The organism is Streptomyces sp. NPDC051662, assembly GCF_040681655.1.
GTDB lineage: Bacteria > Actinomycetota > Actinomycetes > Streptomycetales > Streptomycetaceae > Streptomyces.
On record NZ_JBFAZD010000023.1, the window covers coordinates 53,174 to 71,028 of the forward strand.

Sequence of the window (17,855 nt, forward strand, 5' to 3'; positions counted from 1 at the left end):
CCGTCGGCGCCGAGGCCGTCGGTGCCCCCGGTGTCGACGCGGTCGTTCATTCCACCGTTCATTTCACCGCTCATCCCGCCGCTCATCCCGCCGCCTCCAGAAGGTCGTCGCTGTCGTCGGTGGTTCCGTTGCCGTCGGAGCCCAGCAGCAGACGGAGCACCGGCAGTACGGCGTCCGCGCGCGCCTCGTCGAGGCCGGGGCCGAAGCCGGGAGCGGCGGCCTCCGACGTCACCGGGCCACCCCGCGCGGGCCCGCGCCTGACCAGCTCGCCCAGCGTGCGCCGTACGCCCGGCTCGTACGCGGAGAACGTGCGGCGCAGCAGCGGGAGCACATCCGTGAAGGCCTCGGCCGACACCCCGGTCAGCCAGGCGTCCACGAGGCCGAGGAGGCGTTCGTCATGGACCAGGAGCATGCCGCCCGCGCTGCTCCCCGACCGAAGGCGCCCCGCGCCGGCCGGTCCGCCGACGAAGCCCTCGATCCAGGCCGCCGCGTCGGTCGGTGGGGTGCCGGGCGACAGCGCGAGCCCCATGAACCGCGCGGCCTCGTCCTCGGCGAGCCGGCCGTCGTCCAGCAGCAGCCGGGCGGCCCGGCCCCTGATCACCCCGGGGATGGTGTCCCGTCCTGCGAGCTTGTGCAGGACGGCTCCCCAGCGCCCGGCCAGATCCCGGCCGTGGCCGTCCGGGAGGAGGCCGACAGCGATGTGGACGCTGTCGAGATGCCCCCGCATCTCGTCCGCACCGTCCGCGTCGAGCCCCGCGCAGGCGGGCGGCAGACCGACACAGATCCGCTCGGCGAGCCCCGCCGCCACCTCACCGAGCGCCCCGGTGTCGGTGGAGCGCACATCCCCGTACCGCAGCGAGCGGGCCAGCGCGGGCAGCGCCCGGGCGAGCCGGCCGACGTCGGCGTCGAGCGCGGCGCGATCGGCGAGAGCCCGCATCACCACGGGCAGGGCGTCGGGCAGCGCGGCCAGCAGACAGCGCTCGGCCAGCGCCGTGACCTCCGCGAGCTCGGTCGCCGCGAGGGCCCGTGACTCCGCCTTGGCGGTGGCGGCGGAGAGCACGGTCGTGCCCCATACGCCGGCCTCCGCGACCCGTACGTACAGCTCGGGCTCCCAGCGCAGCCGCCAGCTCTCCCGGAACGTGCCGGTGCTCCCCCGCCCCGCGGCCGGCTCGCCCCAGTCGATACCGAGCAGTCGCAGCCGGTGCAGAAGCCTGCCGCGCTCGGCGTCGGTCTCTTTACGGAGGTCGAGATCCAGCTCGCGCTCCAGCGCCTCCGGCTTGAGCCGCAGCGTGCGCTGGAGCGCGGTGAGATCGCGCTGGAGCGGCACGGCGGGTGCCGTGTCGGGGACCTCACCGAGCACCTCGCCGACGATGAGCCGGTCGTGGATGAGGTCGAGCGGCACATCCGATCCCTCGCACATCACGGCCCGGACCGCGTCGGTGGTCTCGGTCAGACCGGCGAGCGGACGCCCGCGCATGGCGGCCAGCGTCTCGGCGAGCCGTACCGCCTCGATGACATGGGCGGAGGAGACGGTCCTGTCCTCCTCCCGGAGCAGTCCGGCGACCTTGGTGAGCCAGCGCTCCACGGGGCGGTCGGGCACACCGAAGAGATGTCCGTACCAGCCGGGCGAGTCGATGCCCGCGCCGTAGCCGCTGTGCCGGGCCAGCCTGCGGTGGGTCCAGGGCACCCAGGTCATCCCGGTCTTGACCTTGGGCAGCCCCTTCAGCAGCGCGCGGTCCGCGGCGGCGGTGGTCTTCAGGCCGAGCGCGGGCACGTGCCAGGCGCCGCAGACCACGGCGACGCCGTCGTCCCCGAACTCCTTGCGCGCGGCCCTGAGCCGGCTCCGCATATGGGCCTCGCGGACGAGATCGCGCCGGGGTCCGCCGTCGCCGTACCGCTCACGCAGCGCGCCCATCGCCTCGGCGACCGCGGCGAACGGCGCGAAGGGATCGTCGGCGCCGCCGGGGCCCTGGTGTTCGACGACGTCCTCCCACCACCGCTCGGGGTCGTCGTACCCGGCGGCCTCGGCGAGGGCCGCGAGCGGATCGATCCGCAGGCTCTCGCTGTGCCGGGACGCGTCGGACTCACCGGACGCGCCGGGCTCACCGGACGCGCCGGGCTCGTTGGACGCGCCGGGCTCGTTGGACACGTCGGACTCTTCGTCGCCGGAAGCCTCGTCCGCCGCGGCGAGCGCCAGTGAGTGCGCCGCGGGCAGATCGATGAACCGGGCCGGTACGTCATGCGCCAGCGCCCAGCGGATCGCGACCCACTCCGGGGAGAACTCGGCCAGCGGCCAGAACGCCGCGCGCCCCGGATCGTCCACCGCGTGCGCCAGGAGCGCGACGGGCGGCCGCATCGCCTCGTCGGCGGCGAGCGCCAGCAGCGCGTCCCCCTCGGGCGGGCCCTCGATGAGGACGGCCCGGGGCGCCGCCGCGTCGAGCGCCGCCCGAACCGCACGCGCCGACCCCGGCCCGTGATGCCGGACGCCGAGCAGCAGCGGTCCGTGCGCGGTGGTCACGCGCTCACCTCGCGGCAGGCGCGGTAGAAGTCCTTCCAGCCGTCGCGCTCGCGGACCACCGTCTCGACGTACTCCTGCCAGATCACCCGGTCCGCCGCCGGGTCGCGGACCACCGCGCCGAGGATGCCCGCCGCGACATCGCCCGGCCGCAGCACGCCGTCCCCGAAGTGGGCGGCGAGCGCGAGGCCGTTGGTGACCACGGAGATCGCCTCGGCCGTGGAGAGCGTCCCCGAGGGGGACTTGAGTTTCGTACGGCCGTCGGTGGTGACGCCGTCGCGCAGTTCACGGAAGACCGTGACGACCCGGCGGATCTCGTCGATGCCCTCCGGCCCGGTCGGCAGATCGAGCGAGCGTCCCATCTGGTCCACGCGCCGGGAGACGATGTCGACCTCGGCCTCCGGGGTGGCCGGCAGCGGCAGGACCACGGTGTTGAAGCGGCGGCGCAGCGCGCTGGAGAGGTCGTTGACCCCCCGGTCCCGGTCATTGGCCGTGGCGATCAGATTGAAACCCCGGACGGCCTGCACCTCTTGTCCCAGCTCGGGGACCGGCAGGGTCTTCTCCGACAGGATCGTGATGAGTGAGTCCTGCACATCGGCGGGGATACGGGTCAGCTCCTCGACGCGCGCGGTCATCCCCTCCGACATGGCCCGCATCACCGGACTGGGCACCAGCGCGTCACGGCTGGGGCCGTGGGCGAGCAGCCGCGCGTAGTTCCAGCCGTAGCGGATCGCCTCCTCGGGCGTGCCGGCCGTGCCCTGCACGAGCAGGGTCGAGTCGCCGCTGACGGCCGCCGCGAGATGCTCGGACACCCAGGTCTTGGCGGTGCCCGGCACGCCGAGGAGCAGCAGCGCCCGGTCGGTGGCGAGTGTGGTGACCGCGACTTCGACGATCCGCCGCGGTCCCACGTACTTCGGTGTGATCACCGTCCCGTCGGCCAGCGTGCCACCGAGCAGATACGTGGCCACGGCCCACGGCGACAGCCGCCACCTGACGGGCCGCTGCCGGTCGTCGGCCGCGGCCAGCGCCTTCAGCTCGTCGGCGAACGCGTCCTCGGCGTGCGGGCGCAGCGCCGCCTCGGTCCCGGCGGGCGCGGTGTTTTCGGGCACGGTCATGGATCCCCCTCCAGATCGGTCGACCGGATGTGAGTTCCACGGTGCACCACGCCACTGACAATCGGCCGTCGCCGCGGGCCGGGCGCGACCTCGCGGACGCGCCCGCGTACGAGGGGAGTTACCCGGCGATCGGGGACACCGCGATGCAGCCGCCCGCCGCGGCCTTGCCCGCGTCCGTCTCCTCCTTGATGACCTCACCCTTGTAGATGATCTTGCAGGTGACCTCGGCGCCGGACGGGTCCAGGGCGGTCGGCATGACACCGGGCGGCATGATGCCGCGCAGCGTGACCGTCTTCGTCCAGGGCAGCGTGGGCTTCTCGACCGTCTCGATCTTGGGCTCCATGGCCTCGCCGCCCCCGCCGTGGTAGTCGATCGTGTCGATGTTCTTGCCCGTGACCTCGTAGGTGACCTCGTAGGTCTCGTTGACGGCCTTGTCGACCTCGTCGGTCACGGCCTTGTCGACCCGCTCCGCGGCCTCGGAGCAGGCGCCGAGGCCCAGCGCGAGGCCGGTGACGGCGAGAGTGGAGAGGGCTGTGCGGACAGTGCGGTTCATTGGTGATCCCCCGGATCGTGGCGTAGGAAGCTCGCACGATATAGCAAAGGCAAAGTAAGGTCATACTGCCGCTTGTTCATTGAATCCGCAGGTCAGAGCGATTGTCAGTGGGGCGCTCTAACGTCGTGGACATGAATCAAACGGGGGTGCGCTGGACGACGGAACAGGTGCTCGCTCTGGCTCCTGACGAAGCGTCACGTAAAGCGGGCAACAAACTGGGCGCGGCCGGGCCGTGGTCGGAGACGGGCAGCGGCTCCGCGGGGGCCGTGTGGGGTCTGTGCAAGGGCAGCGGCAGTAAGCCGTATCAGACCATTGTGGACACAACGGGCCCCGCCTACAAGTGCAGTTGCCCGAGCCGGAAGTTTCCGTGCAAGCACGCGCTGGGGCTGCTGCTGCTCTGGGCGGCGGACGAGCGGAGCGTGCCGGAGACGGCGGAGGAGCCCGGCTGGGCCGGGGAATGGCTCGAAGGGCGCCGGAAGCGGGGCGAGGAGCGGGACGAGGGGGAAGCCGGCGCGGCCGGGTCCGGGAAGCCCGCCGATCCCGAGGCCGCGCGGCGCAGGGCGGAGCGCAGGGCCACCCGGATCAGCGCGGGCGCCTCGGAGCTCGAACAGCGGCTGACGGATCTCCTGCGCGGCGGGCTGGCCTCCGCGGAGCAGTCGGGGTACGGGCTGTGGGAGGAGACGGCGGCGCGCATGGTCGACGCGCAGGCACCGGGGCTCGCGGGCCGGGTGCGGGAGCTGGGAGCCATCCCCGGCTCGGGCCCCGGCTGGCCGGTGCGGCTGCTGGAGGAGTCCGCTCTGCTGCATCTGCTGACCACGGCGTGGCTCGGCCGCGACCGGCTGCCGGAGCCGCTGGCGACGACGGTGCGTACGAGGATCGGCCTCCCGTCGCCGGCCGGTGGTCCGCCGGTCAGGGACCACTGGCTGGTGCTGGCGCAGTACGACTCCTCGGACGGCAAGCTCCTCACCCGCCGGATCCGGTTGTACGGACGGGACTCGGGGCGTTCCGCGCTGCTGCTCGCCTTCGGCGCGGCGGGGCGCTCCCCTCAGCTGGGGCTGCCGGTGGGCCTGATGATCGAGGCCGAGATCACCCCGCACGGCGGAGCGGGGCAGCTACGGGCCGACTGGGGGCAGCAGTTCGGCGCCCCGGCCCCGATACCGGGACCGCCGCCCGGCGGCTCCACGACAGCGGCGATAGAGGCGTACGGCGCGGCGCTGCGCGCGGATCCCTGGCTGGACGCGTGGCCGGTGACGCTGACGGACGTCATTCCCGTGCCCGCGCCGGGCGGCGGCTGGCAACTGGCCGACGCGGACGGGGAATCCGCGCTGCCCATCACGGGCTCGGCCCTCTCCCGGCCCGGTCTGTGGAAGCTGGCCGCGCTGTCCGGCGGCGGTCCTGTCACGGTCTTCGGCGAGTGCGGCCACCGCGGCTTCCATCCGCTCGCGGCCTGGGCCGAGGACGGCGCCGCTCAGCCGCCGGTCCCGCTGACCTGACGGTCCCGCCGCCCCGAGGGCCCCGCTGACCCGACGGCCCCGCTCACCCACTGGTCCCGCTCAGCCGACCGCGCCGACAACGGAGGGCTCCATGACGGACACGACTCGCACCATCGCCCCGGCCGGCCCCACCGGCACGCCCCGCGCCACGACTCCCTGGGAAGGACTCGTCACCTCCGCGCTGCTCGGTACGGAGCGCCGCACCCCGCCCGCGGAGATCCTGGCCCCGGGCAAGGAGGCGCCGGTGGCCCTGCTGGACGCCGCCGCGCTGCACACCGTACGGCGCAGGGCCGGGCTCCTTCCGGCGCGCGCCGCCGCCCGCCCGGAGCCCGCGCCCCACGACGGCCGCGCGCGGCTGCCGGAGGCGGCCGGACGACGGCTCGGCCGGCTGCTGGCCGACCGCTCGGGGTCCTCGGGCGGCGGAGGGCGGCGCGGCGCGGCGCCCGACCTCACCGAGCTGCTCCCGCAGTGGCTCGCCGCCGCGAACGAGCACGGCTACCGCGCGCCCGCCGTCGTACTGCCCGCGCTGCTCGACGCGGCCCGCGCGCGTACCGATCTCCGGCCGCAGGCGCTGACGTTCGCCGGGCCGCGCGGGCTCTGGCTGGCCCGGCTCAACCCGGAGTGGAAGTTCGCGCTGCGGGGTGCGTCCGGCGGCGCCCTGCTGCCCGATCCCCGGGACGCCGAGGCGGTCCGACTGCTCTGGGAGGAGGGCCTGTTCGCCGAGCGGGTCGCGCTGCTCGCCGCCGTACGGGCCCACGACGCGGAGGCTTCCCGGGCGCTGCTCGCCTCGACCTGGACCACCGAGCGCGCCGAGGACCGGCTGATGTTCCTCGACTCGCTGCGCACGGGGCTGTCGGCGGCCGACGAGCCGTTTCTGGACCGGGGCCTGTCGGACCGCAGCCGCAATGTCCGCCACACCGCCGCCGAGTTGCTCTCCGCGCTGCCGGGCTCCGCCCTCGCGGCAAGGATGGCGGCCCGCGCCGCGACCTGCGTCAGTATGGACCGTACGGGCGGCGGACAGGTCATCTCGGTCGAGGCGCCGCATGAGTGCGACGCGGACATGCAGCGCGACGGCGTGGTCCCGGCCCCGCCCGCCGGCCGGGGGGAACGGTCCTGGTGGCTCGGCCAGTTGGTCGAGGCGGCCCCGCTGGCCACCTGGCCCGCCAGGCTCGGCGGCCGTACCCCCGAGGAGATCGTCGCGCTGCCCGTCCTGGACGACTGGGCCGCCGAGCTGCACGCCGCGTGGTGCCGAGCGGCCGTACGGCAGCGGGACGCGCGCTGGTCCACCGCCCTGCTGGGCGCCCCGGCCACCTCCCCGGCCGCCGGTCCCGGCACCTCGTCGCTGGCGGAACGGGCGAAGCTCCTGGCCACGCTGGAGCCCGCCGAACGGGCCTCCTGGGTGGCCGCGTTCATAGCCGCCCACGGTCTCTCGGAGGCGTTCCAGCTGCTCGGCGTCTGCGCGGTGCCGTGGGCGGAGCCCCTGGGCCGTGCGGTCGTGGACGCGCTGGACATCGCCCGGGACGCGGGAAGCTACCCCTGGAGCTTCAGCGGGGTCATGGGGCTCGCCGAGCGATGCCTCGACCCCGCCGAGGCGGGCCGGCTGGAGCTGCTCACCGCGGCCCAGGACGAGCCGGAGGACGCGTCACCGGGCGCGGGCGGCTACTGGTCGGAAGCCTTCCTGCGGCTGGTCTCCACGCTGCGGCTGCGCGCCTCGATGCTGGCGGAGCTCAAGGGGCTCAACGGGTCCGGCGACCCCGGTCACGTCACCGAACCCACCGAACCAGCGGCGCCATGAGCGACGCCGCGCGTCACGCGCCCGCGGGCTGGCGGACGTTGGCGTTGACCCACGTGACGATGGAGGTCGTCGTCGCCCCGGGAGTGAAGATCTCGGCCACGCCCAGCTCCTTGAGCGGGGCGATGTCCGCCTCCGGGATGATGCCGCCGCCGAAGACCTTGATGTCCGCCGCGTCCCGCTCCTTGAGCAGTTCGATCACCTTCGCGAAGAGCGTGTTGTGCGCCCCGGAGAGAATCGACAGACCGATCGCCTCGGCGTCCTCCTGGATCGCGGTGTCCACGATCTGCTCGGGCGTCTGATGGAGCCCCGTGTAGATGACCTCCATCCCCGCGTCCCGCAGCGCTCGCGCGATCACCTTGGCCCCGCGGTCGTGTCCGTCGAGTCCCGGCTTCGCCACCACCACCCGGATCGGACCGCCGGCCGCGTGCGCTCCGCTCGTCCCGTCCTGGCTCCGCGACTGATTCTCCGGATGCTGATTCTCCGGATCCCAGGCCACACCCATCACTGCCTCCACATACCGACCGCACTGTCATTGGCACGGGTCCCCGCGCCCCGGTCCGGTCGGGACCGGGCACACGGAAGTGAACGAACGTTATCCACAGCATCCCGCACGCGACTGTTTCGCGGAGGACGGCGAGGGGGAAATCACACGTGGGACATGTTCGCTTTGCGTCGTTCCGGTATGACTCGGCATACCCGGCCGGGTCGGGACGACCGCAAGGGGAGCCGCAGAAGGAGTCGCCACACGGGCGCCGTTCCACCGTGCCGCCAGCCGCGCGGCGCGGTGGCACGGCTCGCGTGTGTAGCGACCCCGGCACTCAGGCGTGCCGGAAGCCATCCGACCCGCCCGGCGGCGCCCCATGAGGGCACTGGGGGTCAGAGCCGCCCCCCGGGTGCCGTTCGGAGGTCGGCCATGAAGGTTTCGCCGTTCTTGCCGCTCTTTCCCTTCGTTCCGCCGCTCCTGCGCCAGGCCGGCCGCGTGTGGAACGCCACGCCGGCCGCCGACCTGCTCCGCGCCACCGCGCTCGATCTGGCGGTGCTCAGCGGCCATCTCGTCCTCTACCCGGCCGGGATCGTCCAGGAGCGCCGCGCCGAGCCCCTGCCCCCGGAAACCGGCCGGCCGCCCACCGAGGGCCACGCACACCCCCCTGTCGTCCTGCTCCACGGCCTCGTCGACAACCGGTCCGTCTTCGTCCTGCTGCGCCGCTCCCTCGCCCGGCACGGCTGGACCCGTCTTGTATCGCTCAACTACTCGCCGCTGACCTGCGACATCCGCACCGCGGCCGAGTCGCTCGCCCAGTGCGTCGAGGAGATCTGCGCCCGCACGGGCCACCGCCAGGTCGATGTGATCGGGCACAGCCTCGGCGGCCTGATCGCGCGGTATTACGTACAGCGTCTGGGCGGTGACACACGGGTACGTACGCTGGTCACGATCGCCACGCCGCACGAGGGCACGGCCGTCGTCCCGCTGGCGAACGCCCACCCCGTCGTACGGCAGATGCGGCCCGGTTCTGACCTGATCGAGGAGCTGCGGCTGCCCGCGCCCGGCTGCCGTACGCGGTTCGTGAGCTTCTGGAGCGATCTCGACCAGTTGATGGCGCCGGCCCTCACCGCGCGTATCACGCACCCCGATCTGCTCGCGGAGAACGTGCTGGTGAGCGGAGTGGGACATCTCGCCATGACGGTGCACCCCGGAGTCGCGGCCGGCATCCGGCACGCGCTCGAATCTCCCGGGCACATAGGCGAATCCGGCCTGGACTCCGCCGCCTGACGCGTGACTTCTGACGCGTGACTTCTGTCGCCTGACGAGCGGGGCTCCCTCGAAATCGCCCCTCGAATTCCCGCTCCCTTCTCGAACAAATTTCGAACGTAGGGCCAAGTCTGCGCCCGTCGTCCGCCGAAACACGGCCGAATGCCCGTTTCAACGGAACGCAAAACCTGCCGAAGATTGTCGCCGTCCTATACCGCCGGGTACAGTCGCGGCCACTGCTTTCACTCAGGGGCCCTGTCCATCTGGCAGGCTCCCGGAGGAAACCCTGGTTCTGCTGCCGAGGCGAGAGAGAAGTTGGTGAACGACCAGCACGCCCACGCCGGGTACGCCGCATATGACGGCTACCAGACCGGCAGCTTCGAGACCGACCCGCTCTTCGGCACCCTGCCGGACGGCTCGGGAGGTTACGAGAACCCCCAGGCCTCCACCGGCCAGTACGACAGCACTCAGTGGCAGACCGGCGCCCATCAGACGACCGGCTACGACGCGTACGCCACACCGCAGTACGACACCAGCGGTCAGTGGGCCACCGTCACCACCGCGCCCGACAACGGTTATCAGCAGACCCCGGGCATCCCGGACCAGTCGGCGGAGCCGGATGTCACGGGCCAGTGGGACGCCGACGCCTGGAACCAGGCGAACCACGCGAACCAGCCGAACCACGCGCATCAGGCCGAGCAGCTGAACGGGACCGGCGGGACAGGCCAGTTCGACTCCACGCAGTTCGACTCGACGCAATTCGATTCCACGCAGTTCGGTTCCACGCAGTTCGGTTACGGCGTCTCGGAGCACACCGCGGCGGCACCGTTCGACCCCGCCGCACAATTCGCGGACGCACAGTTCGAGACCGCGCAGTTCGAGGCGGCGCAGTTCGGGTACGAAGCGACCACGCAGTGGGCGGCGGCGCCCGCGTTCGACACCGGCGCGTACGACGCGACCGCCTGGAACTCCTCCGGTACGGCGGCCGATGCCTCGTACGACGCCGCGCGGGAGCAGTACCCCCAGCAGGACGGCGGCACCGGCTCGTACGAGCAGTACGACCTCTCCCCCGGCGCCGAATACGGCGCTCCGGGACCGGAGCCTGAACACGCCTTCGACGCGGAGCCCGGCTACGAAGCCGAGACCGGCACGGAGAGCGACGCCCACACCGAGGCCGAAAAGGCCGGGCACGAAGGCGATTCGGAAGCGGACTCCGCGCCCGAGGCCGAATCGCTGCACATGGCGGCGACGATGACCACCCCCGCCGTCAGCCTCCCTCCCCGCGGCGAACGCCGTCCCGGCGGCGGCTCGTCCGGCGGGCGGAGCCGGCGCCGTAGCCCCGCCAAGCGCTCCGCGCTCCTCACCGTCGCCGTCCCCTCCGCCTGTGTGATGGGCGTCGCCGGTGTCGCCGCCGCCTCCGTCGGTGGCCTCGGCGCGGGCGAGGAGCCCCAGGCCGACAAGACCACGACCGCCGCGGCCGCCGATCCCGGCTCCGTGAAGCCCGTGGCCGCCAACAACAAGCTGGACACCCAACTCGCCGCGCTCAACGCGGACGCCCGTGACTTCGGTGACCGGGCCAGCCGTACGCAGGAGCGCATCGACCTCCAGGCGCGGCAGGAAGCGGAGAAGAAGAAGCGCGAGGCGGAGGCGGCCCGCAAGGAGGCCGAGCGCCCCAAGTTCGTCCTCCCCGTCTCGCAGCACGGACTCAGCGCGTACTACGGCCAGGCCGGGGTCAACTGGATGTCCATGCACACCGGGATCGACTTCCCCGTGTCGTACGGTACGCCGGTGATGGCCGCGACGGACGGCACCGTACGCACGCAGTACAACAGCGCCTACGGCAACATGGCCATCGTGACCTCGCCCGATGGCACCGAGACCTGGTACTGCCATCTCAGCACCACGAAGATCCGCTCCGGTTCGGTCAAGGCCGGCGATGTGATCGCGTATTCGGGGAACTCGGGCAACTCCACCGGACCGCACCTGCACTTCGAGGTACGGCCCGGCGGTGGCGCCGCGATCGACCCGCTGGCCTGGCTCCGCAGCCACGGCGTCGACCCGACGTAAGCGCGGCCCGGCGCGCTCGGCATCGCCGGGTAAGGCCCGCGCCCGGCGCACGCCGAGCCCCGGCGCACGCCCGGCCCGGGCCGGCCCCTACAGCTTCTCGACGGGCGCGTACCGCAGCAGCAGCCGCTTGGGCTTCGTGTCCCCGAAGTCGACCGTCGCCTGTGTGTCCGCGCCCGCACCCGTCACCGCCATGACCGTGCCGAGGCCGAACTGGTCGTGTGTGACGCGGTCCCCGACCGCCAGCGCGATCACCGGCTTCTCGGTGGTGCGCCGCGTGGCGAAGCCCGAGGGGCCGCCGCCCGACCTCGACCGCGAGGCGGCCGACAAGGACGACGACAGCGAGGACGTGACCCCGGAGGTGGGCCCCGCCGGGATCTGCGCGCCGGTCCGCTTCCACTCCAGATGGTGTCCCGGGATCTCCTCCAGGAACCTCGACGGCGGGTTGTACGAGGGCTGGCCCCACGCGCTCCGCATCGACGACCGGGTCAGGTAAAGACGCTCGCGGGCGCGGGTGATGCCCACGTACGCGAGCCGCCGCTCCTCCTCCAGCTCCTTCGTCTGGCCGAGGGCGCGCATATGCGGGAAGACGCCGTCCTCCATGCCCGACAGGAACACGACAGGGAATTCAAGGCCCTTGGCGGTGTGCAGCGTCATCAGCGTGATGACACCGGAGCCGTCCTCGTCCTCGTCGGGGATCTGGTCGGAGTCGGCGACGAGCGCCACCTTCTCCAGGAATTCGGCGAGCGTACCGGTCGTACCGGTCGCGGCGGCGGTCCCGGCGGCACCAGCGGCGCCAGCCGCACCCTCGCCGCCCGTCGTGCCCTCGCCCGCCGCGTCGCCGTCCGTCGCCTCCGCGGCAGCCTGGCCGCGCTCCTGCTCGAACTCCAGCGCCACCGCGGCCAGTTCCTGAAGGTTCTCGATACGCGTCTCGTCCTGCGGATCGGTCGACGCCTGCAACTCGGCGAGATAGCCGGTCCGTTCGAGCACGGCCTCCAGGATCGTCGCGGGCCCGGCGCCCGACTCGACGACCGTACGCAACTCCTCCATCAGCGTGTTGAACCGCTTGACGGCGTTGGCCGAACGGGCGGCCATTCCGTACGCCTCGTCCACCCGCCGCAGCGCCTGCGGGAAGGTGATCTTCTCGCGCAGCGCGAGCGCGTCGATCATCGCCTCGGCGCGGTCCCCGATACCGCGCTTGGGCACATTGAGGATCCGGCGCAGCGGGACATTGTCCTCCGGGTTGGCCAGAACACGCAGATAGGCCAGCACATCGCGGACCTCCTTGCGCTCGTAGAAGCGCACTCCGCCGACGACCTTGTACGGCAGGCCGACCCGGATGAAGATCTCCTCGAAGACACGGGACTGCGCGTTCGTACGGTAGAAGACCGCGACATCGCCCGCCTTGGCCTCGCCCGCGTCCGTCAGCCGGTCGATCTCGTCGGCGACGAACTGCGCCTCGTCGTGCTCCGTGTCCGCGACATAGCCGGTGATCTGGGCGCCCGCGCCGGCCTTCGTCCACAGATTCTTCGGGCGGCGGCTCTCGTTCCGCTCGATGACCGCGTTGGCGGCGCTCAGAATCGTCTGCGTGGAGCGGTAGTTCTGCTCCAGCAAAATGGTCGTCGCGTCCGGGTAGTCCTCCTCGAACTGGAGGATGTTACGGATCGTGGCGCCCCGGAAGGCGTAGATCGACTGGTCGGCGTCTCCGACGACACACAGCTCCGCCGGGTCGTGCTCCTCGCCGGAGGGGCCCACCAGCTCGCGTACGAGGGTGTACTGCGCGTGGTTGGTGTCCTGGTACTCGTCCACCAGGACATGCCGGAAGCGCCGCCGGTAGTGCTCGGCGACATCGGGGAACGCCTGGAGCAGATGGACGGTGGTCATGATGATGTCGTCGAAGTCCAGCGCGTTGGCCTCGCGCAGCCGCGCCTGGTACATCCGGTAGGCCTCGGCGAGCATCTTCTCGAAGCCGTCGGTGGCCTGGTCGGCGAAGGTCTCCTCGTCGATCAGCTCGTTCTTCAGATTCGAGATCTTGGCGCTGAAGGACTTGGGCGGGTAGCGCTTGGGGTCGAGGTCCAGATCACGGCAGACCAGGGCCATCAGACGCTTGGAGTCGGCGGCGTCGTAGATGGAGAACGACGAGGTGAACCCGAGCCTCTTCGACTCGCGCCGCAGGATCCGTACGCAGGCGCTGTGGAACGTCATGACCCACATGGCGTTGGCGCGCGGGCCGACGAGCTGGCCGACGCGCTCCTTCATCTCGCCCGCGGCCTTGTTCGTGAAGGTGATCGCCAGTATCTGACCGGGATGGGCGCCGCGGCTGCCCAGCAGATACGCGATCCGGTGGGTCAGCACCCGGGTCTTGCCCGACCCGGCCCCGGCCACGATGAGCAGCGGCGTGCCGGTGTGCACGACGGCCGCGCGCTGCTCCTCGTTCAGCCCTTCGAGCAGCGCGGCGGGGTCCACGACCGTGCGCGGGGCGCCGTCGCGGTGGTACTGGTCCCGCGTGGGAGGCATGTCATAGGCCCCCTGGAAGAGGTCGTCGGGCACCTGCTCCGGTGCGTGCTCGGTGTCGTCCTCGGGCGGCGGTGGATGCTCGTCGCCGGAGGGCTGGAGGTCCGCCAGGAAACTGTCGTCAAAGAGGCTGCTCATCGCTCTCCGAGTCTAGGCCCTGTCTGACAAATCCCGCCTGGCTCGCGACGCCTGGCACGCACGCTCGCCGCGTTGTCGGGATCACCCCAGTACGTCCAGTACAGGGGAGACCCTCCGCCTTGCGATCGCACGCACCAGACGCCGCGAGCCCCACCCTTCGGGCGGACGGCGCTATTTGCCAGACAGGACCTAGGCCGCCCTACTGACACACCGCGCCCGGCTCCAGAATTCCCCGGCATGCCCCACCCGTACGGTCACTCGCCTCGCCATCACCACGGGCGGCGCCCCGGTCACTCATCGTGGCGGAAAAGCGTCGCCGACCCGTTTCACACATCGCACGCGCAAATGGTCACGAAAATGTATCGGGCATATCGGCCATCGACCTTCACACCAGCACCACACTTTGGCTAGCGTGCTCGATCAGGCAGCCCGTACCCCCAACGGCGACCCACGCCAAGCGGGCGGCCCACGCCGAATTCGGACTTTCCCCAAGGAAGTTCGAAACCGGGGACCCACAGTGCACAACCGGGGTGAATCGGGCCTTTCGCTCAAGGCCCGTAGGGCAACCTTCCGTTCCGCCCGAACCCGACAGCTAACCCGGTAGGCGGTCCACGGAAGGAGATGCAGACCTTGGCGTCGCATCGCAAGCCGCGCAGTCTCAGCGGAGTACGTACCGCCTCTCCCGCTGTCGGGCTCACGACAGCCGCGCTCGCCTCGGTCACGTTGCTCTCGGCGCAGAGCGCGAGCGCCGCGCCCGTCGAGCCGAAGCCGTCCATGGAGGAGGTACAGAAGAAGGTCGACGATCTGTACCGCCAGGCCGGCAGTGAGACACAGAAGTACAACAGGGCGAAAGAGGCCACGCAGAAGCAGAAGCGCGCGGTCGACCGCGTGCTCGACGAGGTCGCCAAGCGCGCGGACAAGCTGAATGAGGCCCGGCGTACGCTCGGCTCGTTCGCAGCCGCGCAGTACCGGGAAGGCGCGGTCACCCCGACCGCCGCCCTGCTCTTCGCGGACAGCCCGCAGGCGTTCTTCGAGCAGAAGCAGGTGACGGACCGGCTGACGGAGCGTCAGCGCGGTGTCCTCACCGACTACCAGACACAGCAGGCCGCCGCCGCGAAGCAGCGGGCGCGGGCGTCGAAGGACCTGGAGTCGCTCACCGCCTCGCAGGCCGCGCTGCGTACCAGCAAGCAGGGCGTGCAGCAGAAGCTCGGCGCGGCGCGTGCGCTGCTGTCGAAGCTGACCACGGAGGAGAAGGCGCGGCTGGCCGCGCTGGAGCGCAAGAAGGAAGAGGAGGCCCGCCGCAAGGCGGAGGCGCGGGCCAAACTGGAGGCCCGCGCGAAGACGGAGGCCGAGCGCAAGCGCAAGGAACAGCAGGCCAGGACCCCGTCGACCGGCACGGGGACGGGCTCGGGCCAGAGCGGCACAGGCTCAGGCACGGACACCGGCACCGGAACGGGAACGGGCACAGGAACAGGCGCAGGCAGCGGCACAAGCGGCGGCACCGGAGCCTCCGACGGCAGCTACGCCACCAAGGCCGCCAAGGTCCTCTCCTTCGCCCGCGCCCAGATAGGCAAGCCGTACGTCTGGGGCGCCACGGGCCCCAGCTCGTACGACTGCTCGGGCCTGACCCAGGCCGCCTGGAAGGAGGCGGGCGTGGAGCTGCCGCGCACCACCTGGGAACAGGTGAAGGCCGGCACGCGCGTCGCGACCGACGATCTGCTCCCCGGTGACCTGGTCTTCTTCTACGACGACATCAGCCATGTCGGGATCTATATCGGCGACGGCATGATGATCCACGCCCCCAAGCCGGGCGCGAACGTTCGCGAGGAGTCGATCTACTACATGCCGATCTACGGAAGCATCCGCCCCGCCTGACAGCCGGCGAGCGGAGTAGGGCCGCTGGGGACCTGTCGGATTCCCGGCGATCTGTGTCGTCAACTCGCCGTCTGCGACAGCTCGCTCCGAAACCGAAGTGCGGGCCGTTGGGGAGCGCCGGTCCCAGAAAGTTCCGCCACATCAAGAACTGCCTGCGCGGAGCGTGCGTCTGACCTCATGTACAACGTGCGCAGAGCAGAGCTGACGGCCTGTCGGCCGGGGCTCCTCCGCGCGATGAACCGAGGCCCTCAGGCGTGCGAGCCCGGCGCGACATCGATCGGTCACCACGTCGTGTCTCCTCGTGCTGCGGCTTGAGGCATGGGTACGACATAGGGAAGTTCATGCGATTTCGTACATCGATCCCCGCGATAGCTCTCGGGGTGGTGTCACTGACGACGCCCCTCGCCGTCGCGGGAACCAGCACCGCGGCGACGGCGCTTGAGGCGACGGCGGCGGATTCCTCTCAGGTCGAGGACACCACGCTCACCGACAACGTTGGCAAGCCCTCCGGCGTCCTGTCGGCGAAGGCGGGATCAGGGGCCGGGAAGGTGTTCTCCACCGGGGAGATCACCGGGGAGAGCTTCTCCTCGATCGGCCTCAGCTGGAAGAAGGGATCCGCCGTCGACGAGGGGCTGACCGCGGAGACGCGGATCCACCGCGACGGGGCCTGGGAGTCGTGGCGGGAGGTTCCCCTGGAGCTTGACGAGGGCGTGGCCGAGGAGGCGAAGCGGGCCGGCGCGCCCGCCTTCTACACGGACGACGCGGACGGGGTGGAGGTCCGCTTCACCTCCCCGAAGGGCAGCCTGCCGCAGGACCTGCGGCTGTCGTTCATCGACCCGGCCCAGAGCCCGGCCGCCTCTTCCCCGGACAACCAGCCGCGGTCCGCGCGGACCGGACAGCCGGACATCAAGCTGCGGAAGGACTGGGGCGCGGACGAGGCGCTGGCCGATCCCGGGTACAAGACCCAGCCCTCGATCAAGGCCGCCGTCGTCCATCACACCGTGACGGGGAACAACTCCTACACCCAGGAGCAGGTGCCGCAGATCATCAACGGCATCTACGTCCAGCACATCAAGGTCCTGGGCTACGGCGACTTCCCCTACCACTTCATCGTCGACCGCTTCGGCGGCATCTGGGAAGGCCGCAAGGGCTCCATCGAGATGCAGCCCGGCACCGCGATTCCCGGCATCCTCGGCGGCCACGCGTCCGGCTTCAACACCAACACCTTCGGTGTCGCGATGCTCGGCAACTTCGAGCCGAACAACAGCGAGGGCGGCGAGGACACCGGCCCCGACCCGAAGCCGACCGAAGCCATGATCAAGAGCCTGGCCGACCTGCTCGCCTGGAAGAGCGGCCAGTACCAGCTGGACCCGGAAGGCTCCACGCAGCTCGTCTCGGCCGGCGGAGGGGGCACCAACCCGCACCCGGTGGGCACGGTGCTCGACGTACCGGTCATCTCCAGCCACCGTGACGTGAACGTGACGGCCTGCCCGGGCGCCAAGCTCTACGAAGTGCTTCCCGACCTGCGCGAGCAGGTGGCCGACCAGCTCGGCTGAGAAGCGTCAGGGGCGCCTGTGTTCCTCCGGGACACGGGCGTCTCGGCCCGGATCCGAGCGAGGGAGAGCCGCTCCCTCCCGGTATCAGGTCCAGAGCGTGGCGATGAAGATGTTGGCCATCGTCAGCCCGCCCACCGCGCCGAACAGCGGCTTCGGGGCGGTCTCGTCGTCGCGCTTCACGTACACCACGGCCAGGATCACGACCAGCACCGCGAGCTTGATGCCGATCTTGATGTTGTTCACCGTCTGGTCGTCGGCCTGGTTGAGGCCCACCAGGGCCACCCCCGTGACGAGCATCGTCAGCGCGCCGTGCAGCATCGCCTTGTTGAAGCGGGCCGTGCCCGTGCTCATCGACTTCATCTGGGTGAGAAAGCCGCCGAGCAGCGAGGCTATGCCGATGATGTGGAGCGCGACGAAGACATTGATGAGTACGTCCATGCCTGGAGCCTATCGAGAGCCGTATCACCGCCGAGCGGGGAGGTGGGGC

At 71.4% G+C, this 17,855-nt stretch carries 12 protein-coding genes and 1 riboswitch; of the genes, 6 read left to right on the forward strand and 6 right to left on the reverse strand.

What is annotated here, in order from left to right; genetic code table 11:
• Positions 1-82: 82 nt before the first annotated feature.
• From AB0M67_RS30815 to AB0M67_RS30825, 3 genes are all read right to left on the reverse strand, one after another.
• Positions 83-2,518: a DUF5682 family protein gene (locus tag AB0M67_RS30815; protein WP_365750834.1), complete on the reverse strand. Its 2,436-nt coding sequence runs from the start codon at positions 2,516-2,518 to the stop codon at positions 83-85.
• Positions 2,515-3,630 carry an AAA family ATPase gene (locus AB0M67_RS30820; RefSeq protein WP_365750836.1) on the reverse strand — a complete coding sequence of 372 codons (1,116 nt, stop codon included), beginning with the start codon at positions 3,628-3,630 and terminating at the stop codon, positions 2,515-2,517. The genes AB0M67_RS30815 and AB0M67_RS30820 overlap by 4 nt, the downstream gene beginning before the upstream one ends.
• Before the next feature lie 118 nt (positions 3,631-3,748).
• Entirely contained in the window at positions 3,749-4,183 is a 435-nt protein-coding gene (locus AB0M67_RS30825; protein ID WP_365750838.1) for an MmpS family transport accessory protein, read from the reverse strand.
• A gap of 131 nt (positions 4,184-4,314) precedes the next feature.
• On the opposite strand from AB0M67_RS30825, the gene AB0M67_RS30830 reads away from it, so the two are divergent.
• Both AB0M67_RS30830 and AB0M67_RS30835 read left to right on the forward strand, forming a co-directional pair.
• Positions 4,315-5,676 (forward strand): SWIM zinc finger family protein, encoded by a 1,362-nt coding sequence (locus AB0M67_RS30830; RefSeq protein WP_365750840.1) that lies wholly within the window; start codon positions 4,315-4,317, stop codon positions 5,674-5,676.
• A gap of 91 nt (positions 5,677-5,767) precedes the next feature.
• On the forward strand, positions 5,768-7,471 hold the full coding sequence (locus tag AB0M67_RS30835) for a DUF5691 domain-containing protein (protein WP_365750842.1): 1,704 nt from the start codon (positions 5,768-5,770) through the stop codon (positions 7,469-7,471).
• A 13-nt stretch (positions 7,472-7,484) separates the two neighbouring features.
• Here the strand turns inward: AB0M67_RS30835 and AB0M67_RS30840 are convergent, their stop codons facing one another.
• Positions 7,485-7,973, reverse strand: coding sequence for a cobalamin B12-binding domain-containing protein (locus AB0M67_RS30840; RefSeq protein WP_365750844.1), 489 nt, complete (start codon positions 7,971-7,973; stop codon positions 7,485-7,487).
• Between the two features lie 411 nt (positions 7,974-8,384).
• Here AB0M67_RS30840 and AB0M67_RS30845 point away from each other — a divergent pair, with 411 nt between their 5' ends.
• Positions 8,385-9,242 carry an alpha/beta fold hydrolase gene (locus tag AB0M67_RS30845; RefSeq protein ID WP_365750846.1) on the forward strand — a complete coding sequence of 286 codons (858 nt, stop codon included), beginning with the start codon at positions 8,385-8,387 and terminating at the stop codon, positions 9,240-9,242.
• A gap of 297 nt (positions 9,243-9,539) precedes the next feature.
• A complete protein-coding gene (locus AB0M67_RS30850; protein WP_365750848.1) occupies positions 9,540-11,288 on the forward strand; it encodes a peptidoglycan DD-metalloendopeptidase family protein in 1,749 nt (582 codons plus the stop codon).
• Between the two features lie 87 nt (positions 11,289-11,375).
• Here the strand turns inward: AB0M67_RS30850 and AB0M67_RS30855 are convergent, their stop codons facing one another.
• Positions 11,376-13,937 (reverse strand): ATP-dependent DNA helicase, encoded by a 2,562-nt coding sequence (locus tag AB0M67_RS30855; protein ID WP_365750850.1) that lies wholly within the window; start codon positions 13,935-13,937, stop codon positions 11,376-11,378.
• 459 nt (positions 13,938-14,396) lie between these two features.
• Positions 14,397-14,560, forward strand: a riboswitch (cyclic di-AMP (ydaO/yuaA leader).
• 7 nt (positions 14,561-14,567) lie between these two features.
• Here AB0M67_RS30855 and AB0M67_RS30860 point away from each other — a divergent pair.
• On the forward strand, positions 14,568-15,812 hold the full coding sequence (locus tag AB0M67_RS30860) for an NlpC/P60 family protein (protein WP_365750851.1): 1,245 nt from the start codon (positions 14,568-14,570) through the stop codon (positions 15,810-15,812).
• 341 nt (positions 15,813-16,153) lie between these two features.
• The gene (locus AB0M67_RS30865; protein WP_365750852.1) at positions 16,154-17,368 is read left to right on the forward strand and encodes an N-acetylmuramoyl-L-alanine amidase; all 1,215 of its coding nucleotides are present in this window, start codon (positions 16,154-16,156) and stop codon (positions 17,366-17,368) included.
• An 84-nt stretch (positions 17,369-17,452) separates the two neighbouring features.
• Here the strand turns inward: AB0M67_RS30865 and AB0M67_RS30870 are convergent, their stop codons facing one another.
• Complete coding sequence (locus tag AB0M67_RS30870) at positions 17,453-17,806, reverse strand: hypothetical protein (RefSeq protein ID WP_365750853.1); 354 nt, start codon at positions 17,804-17,806, stop codon at positions 17,453-17,455.
• Positions 17,807-17,855 lie beyond the last annotated feature (49 nt).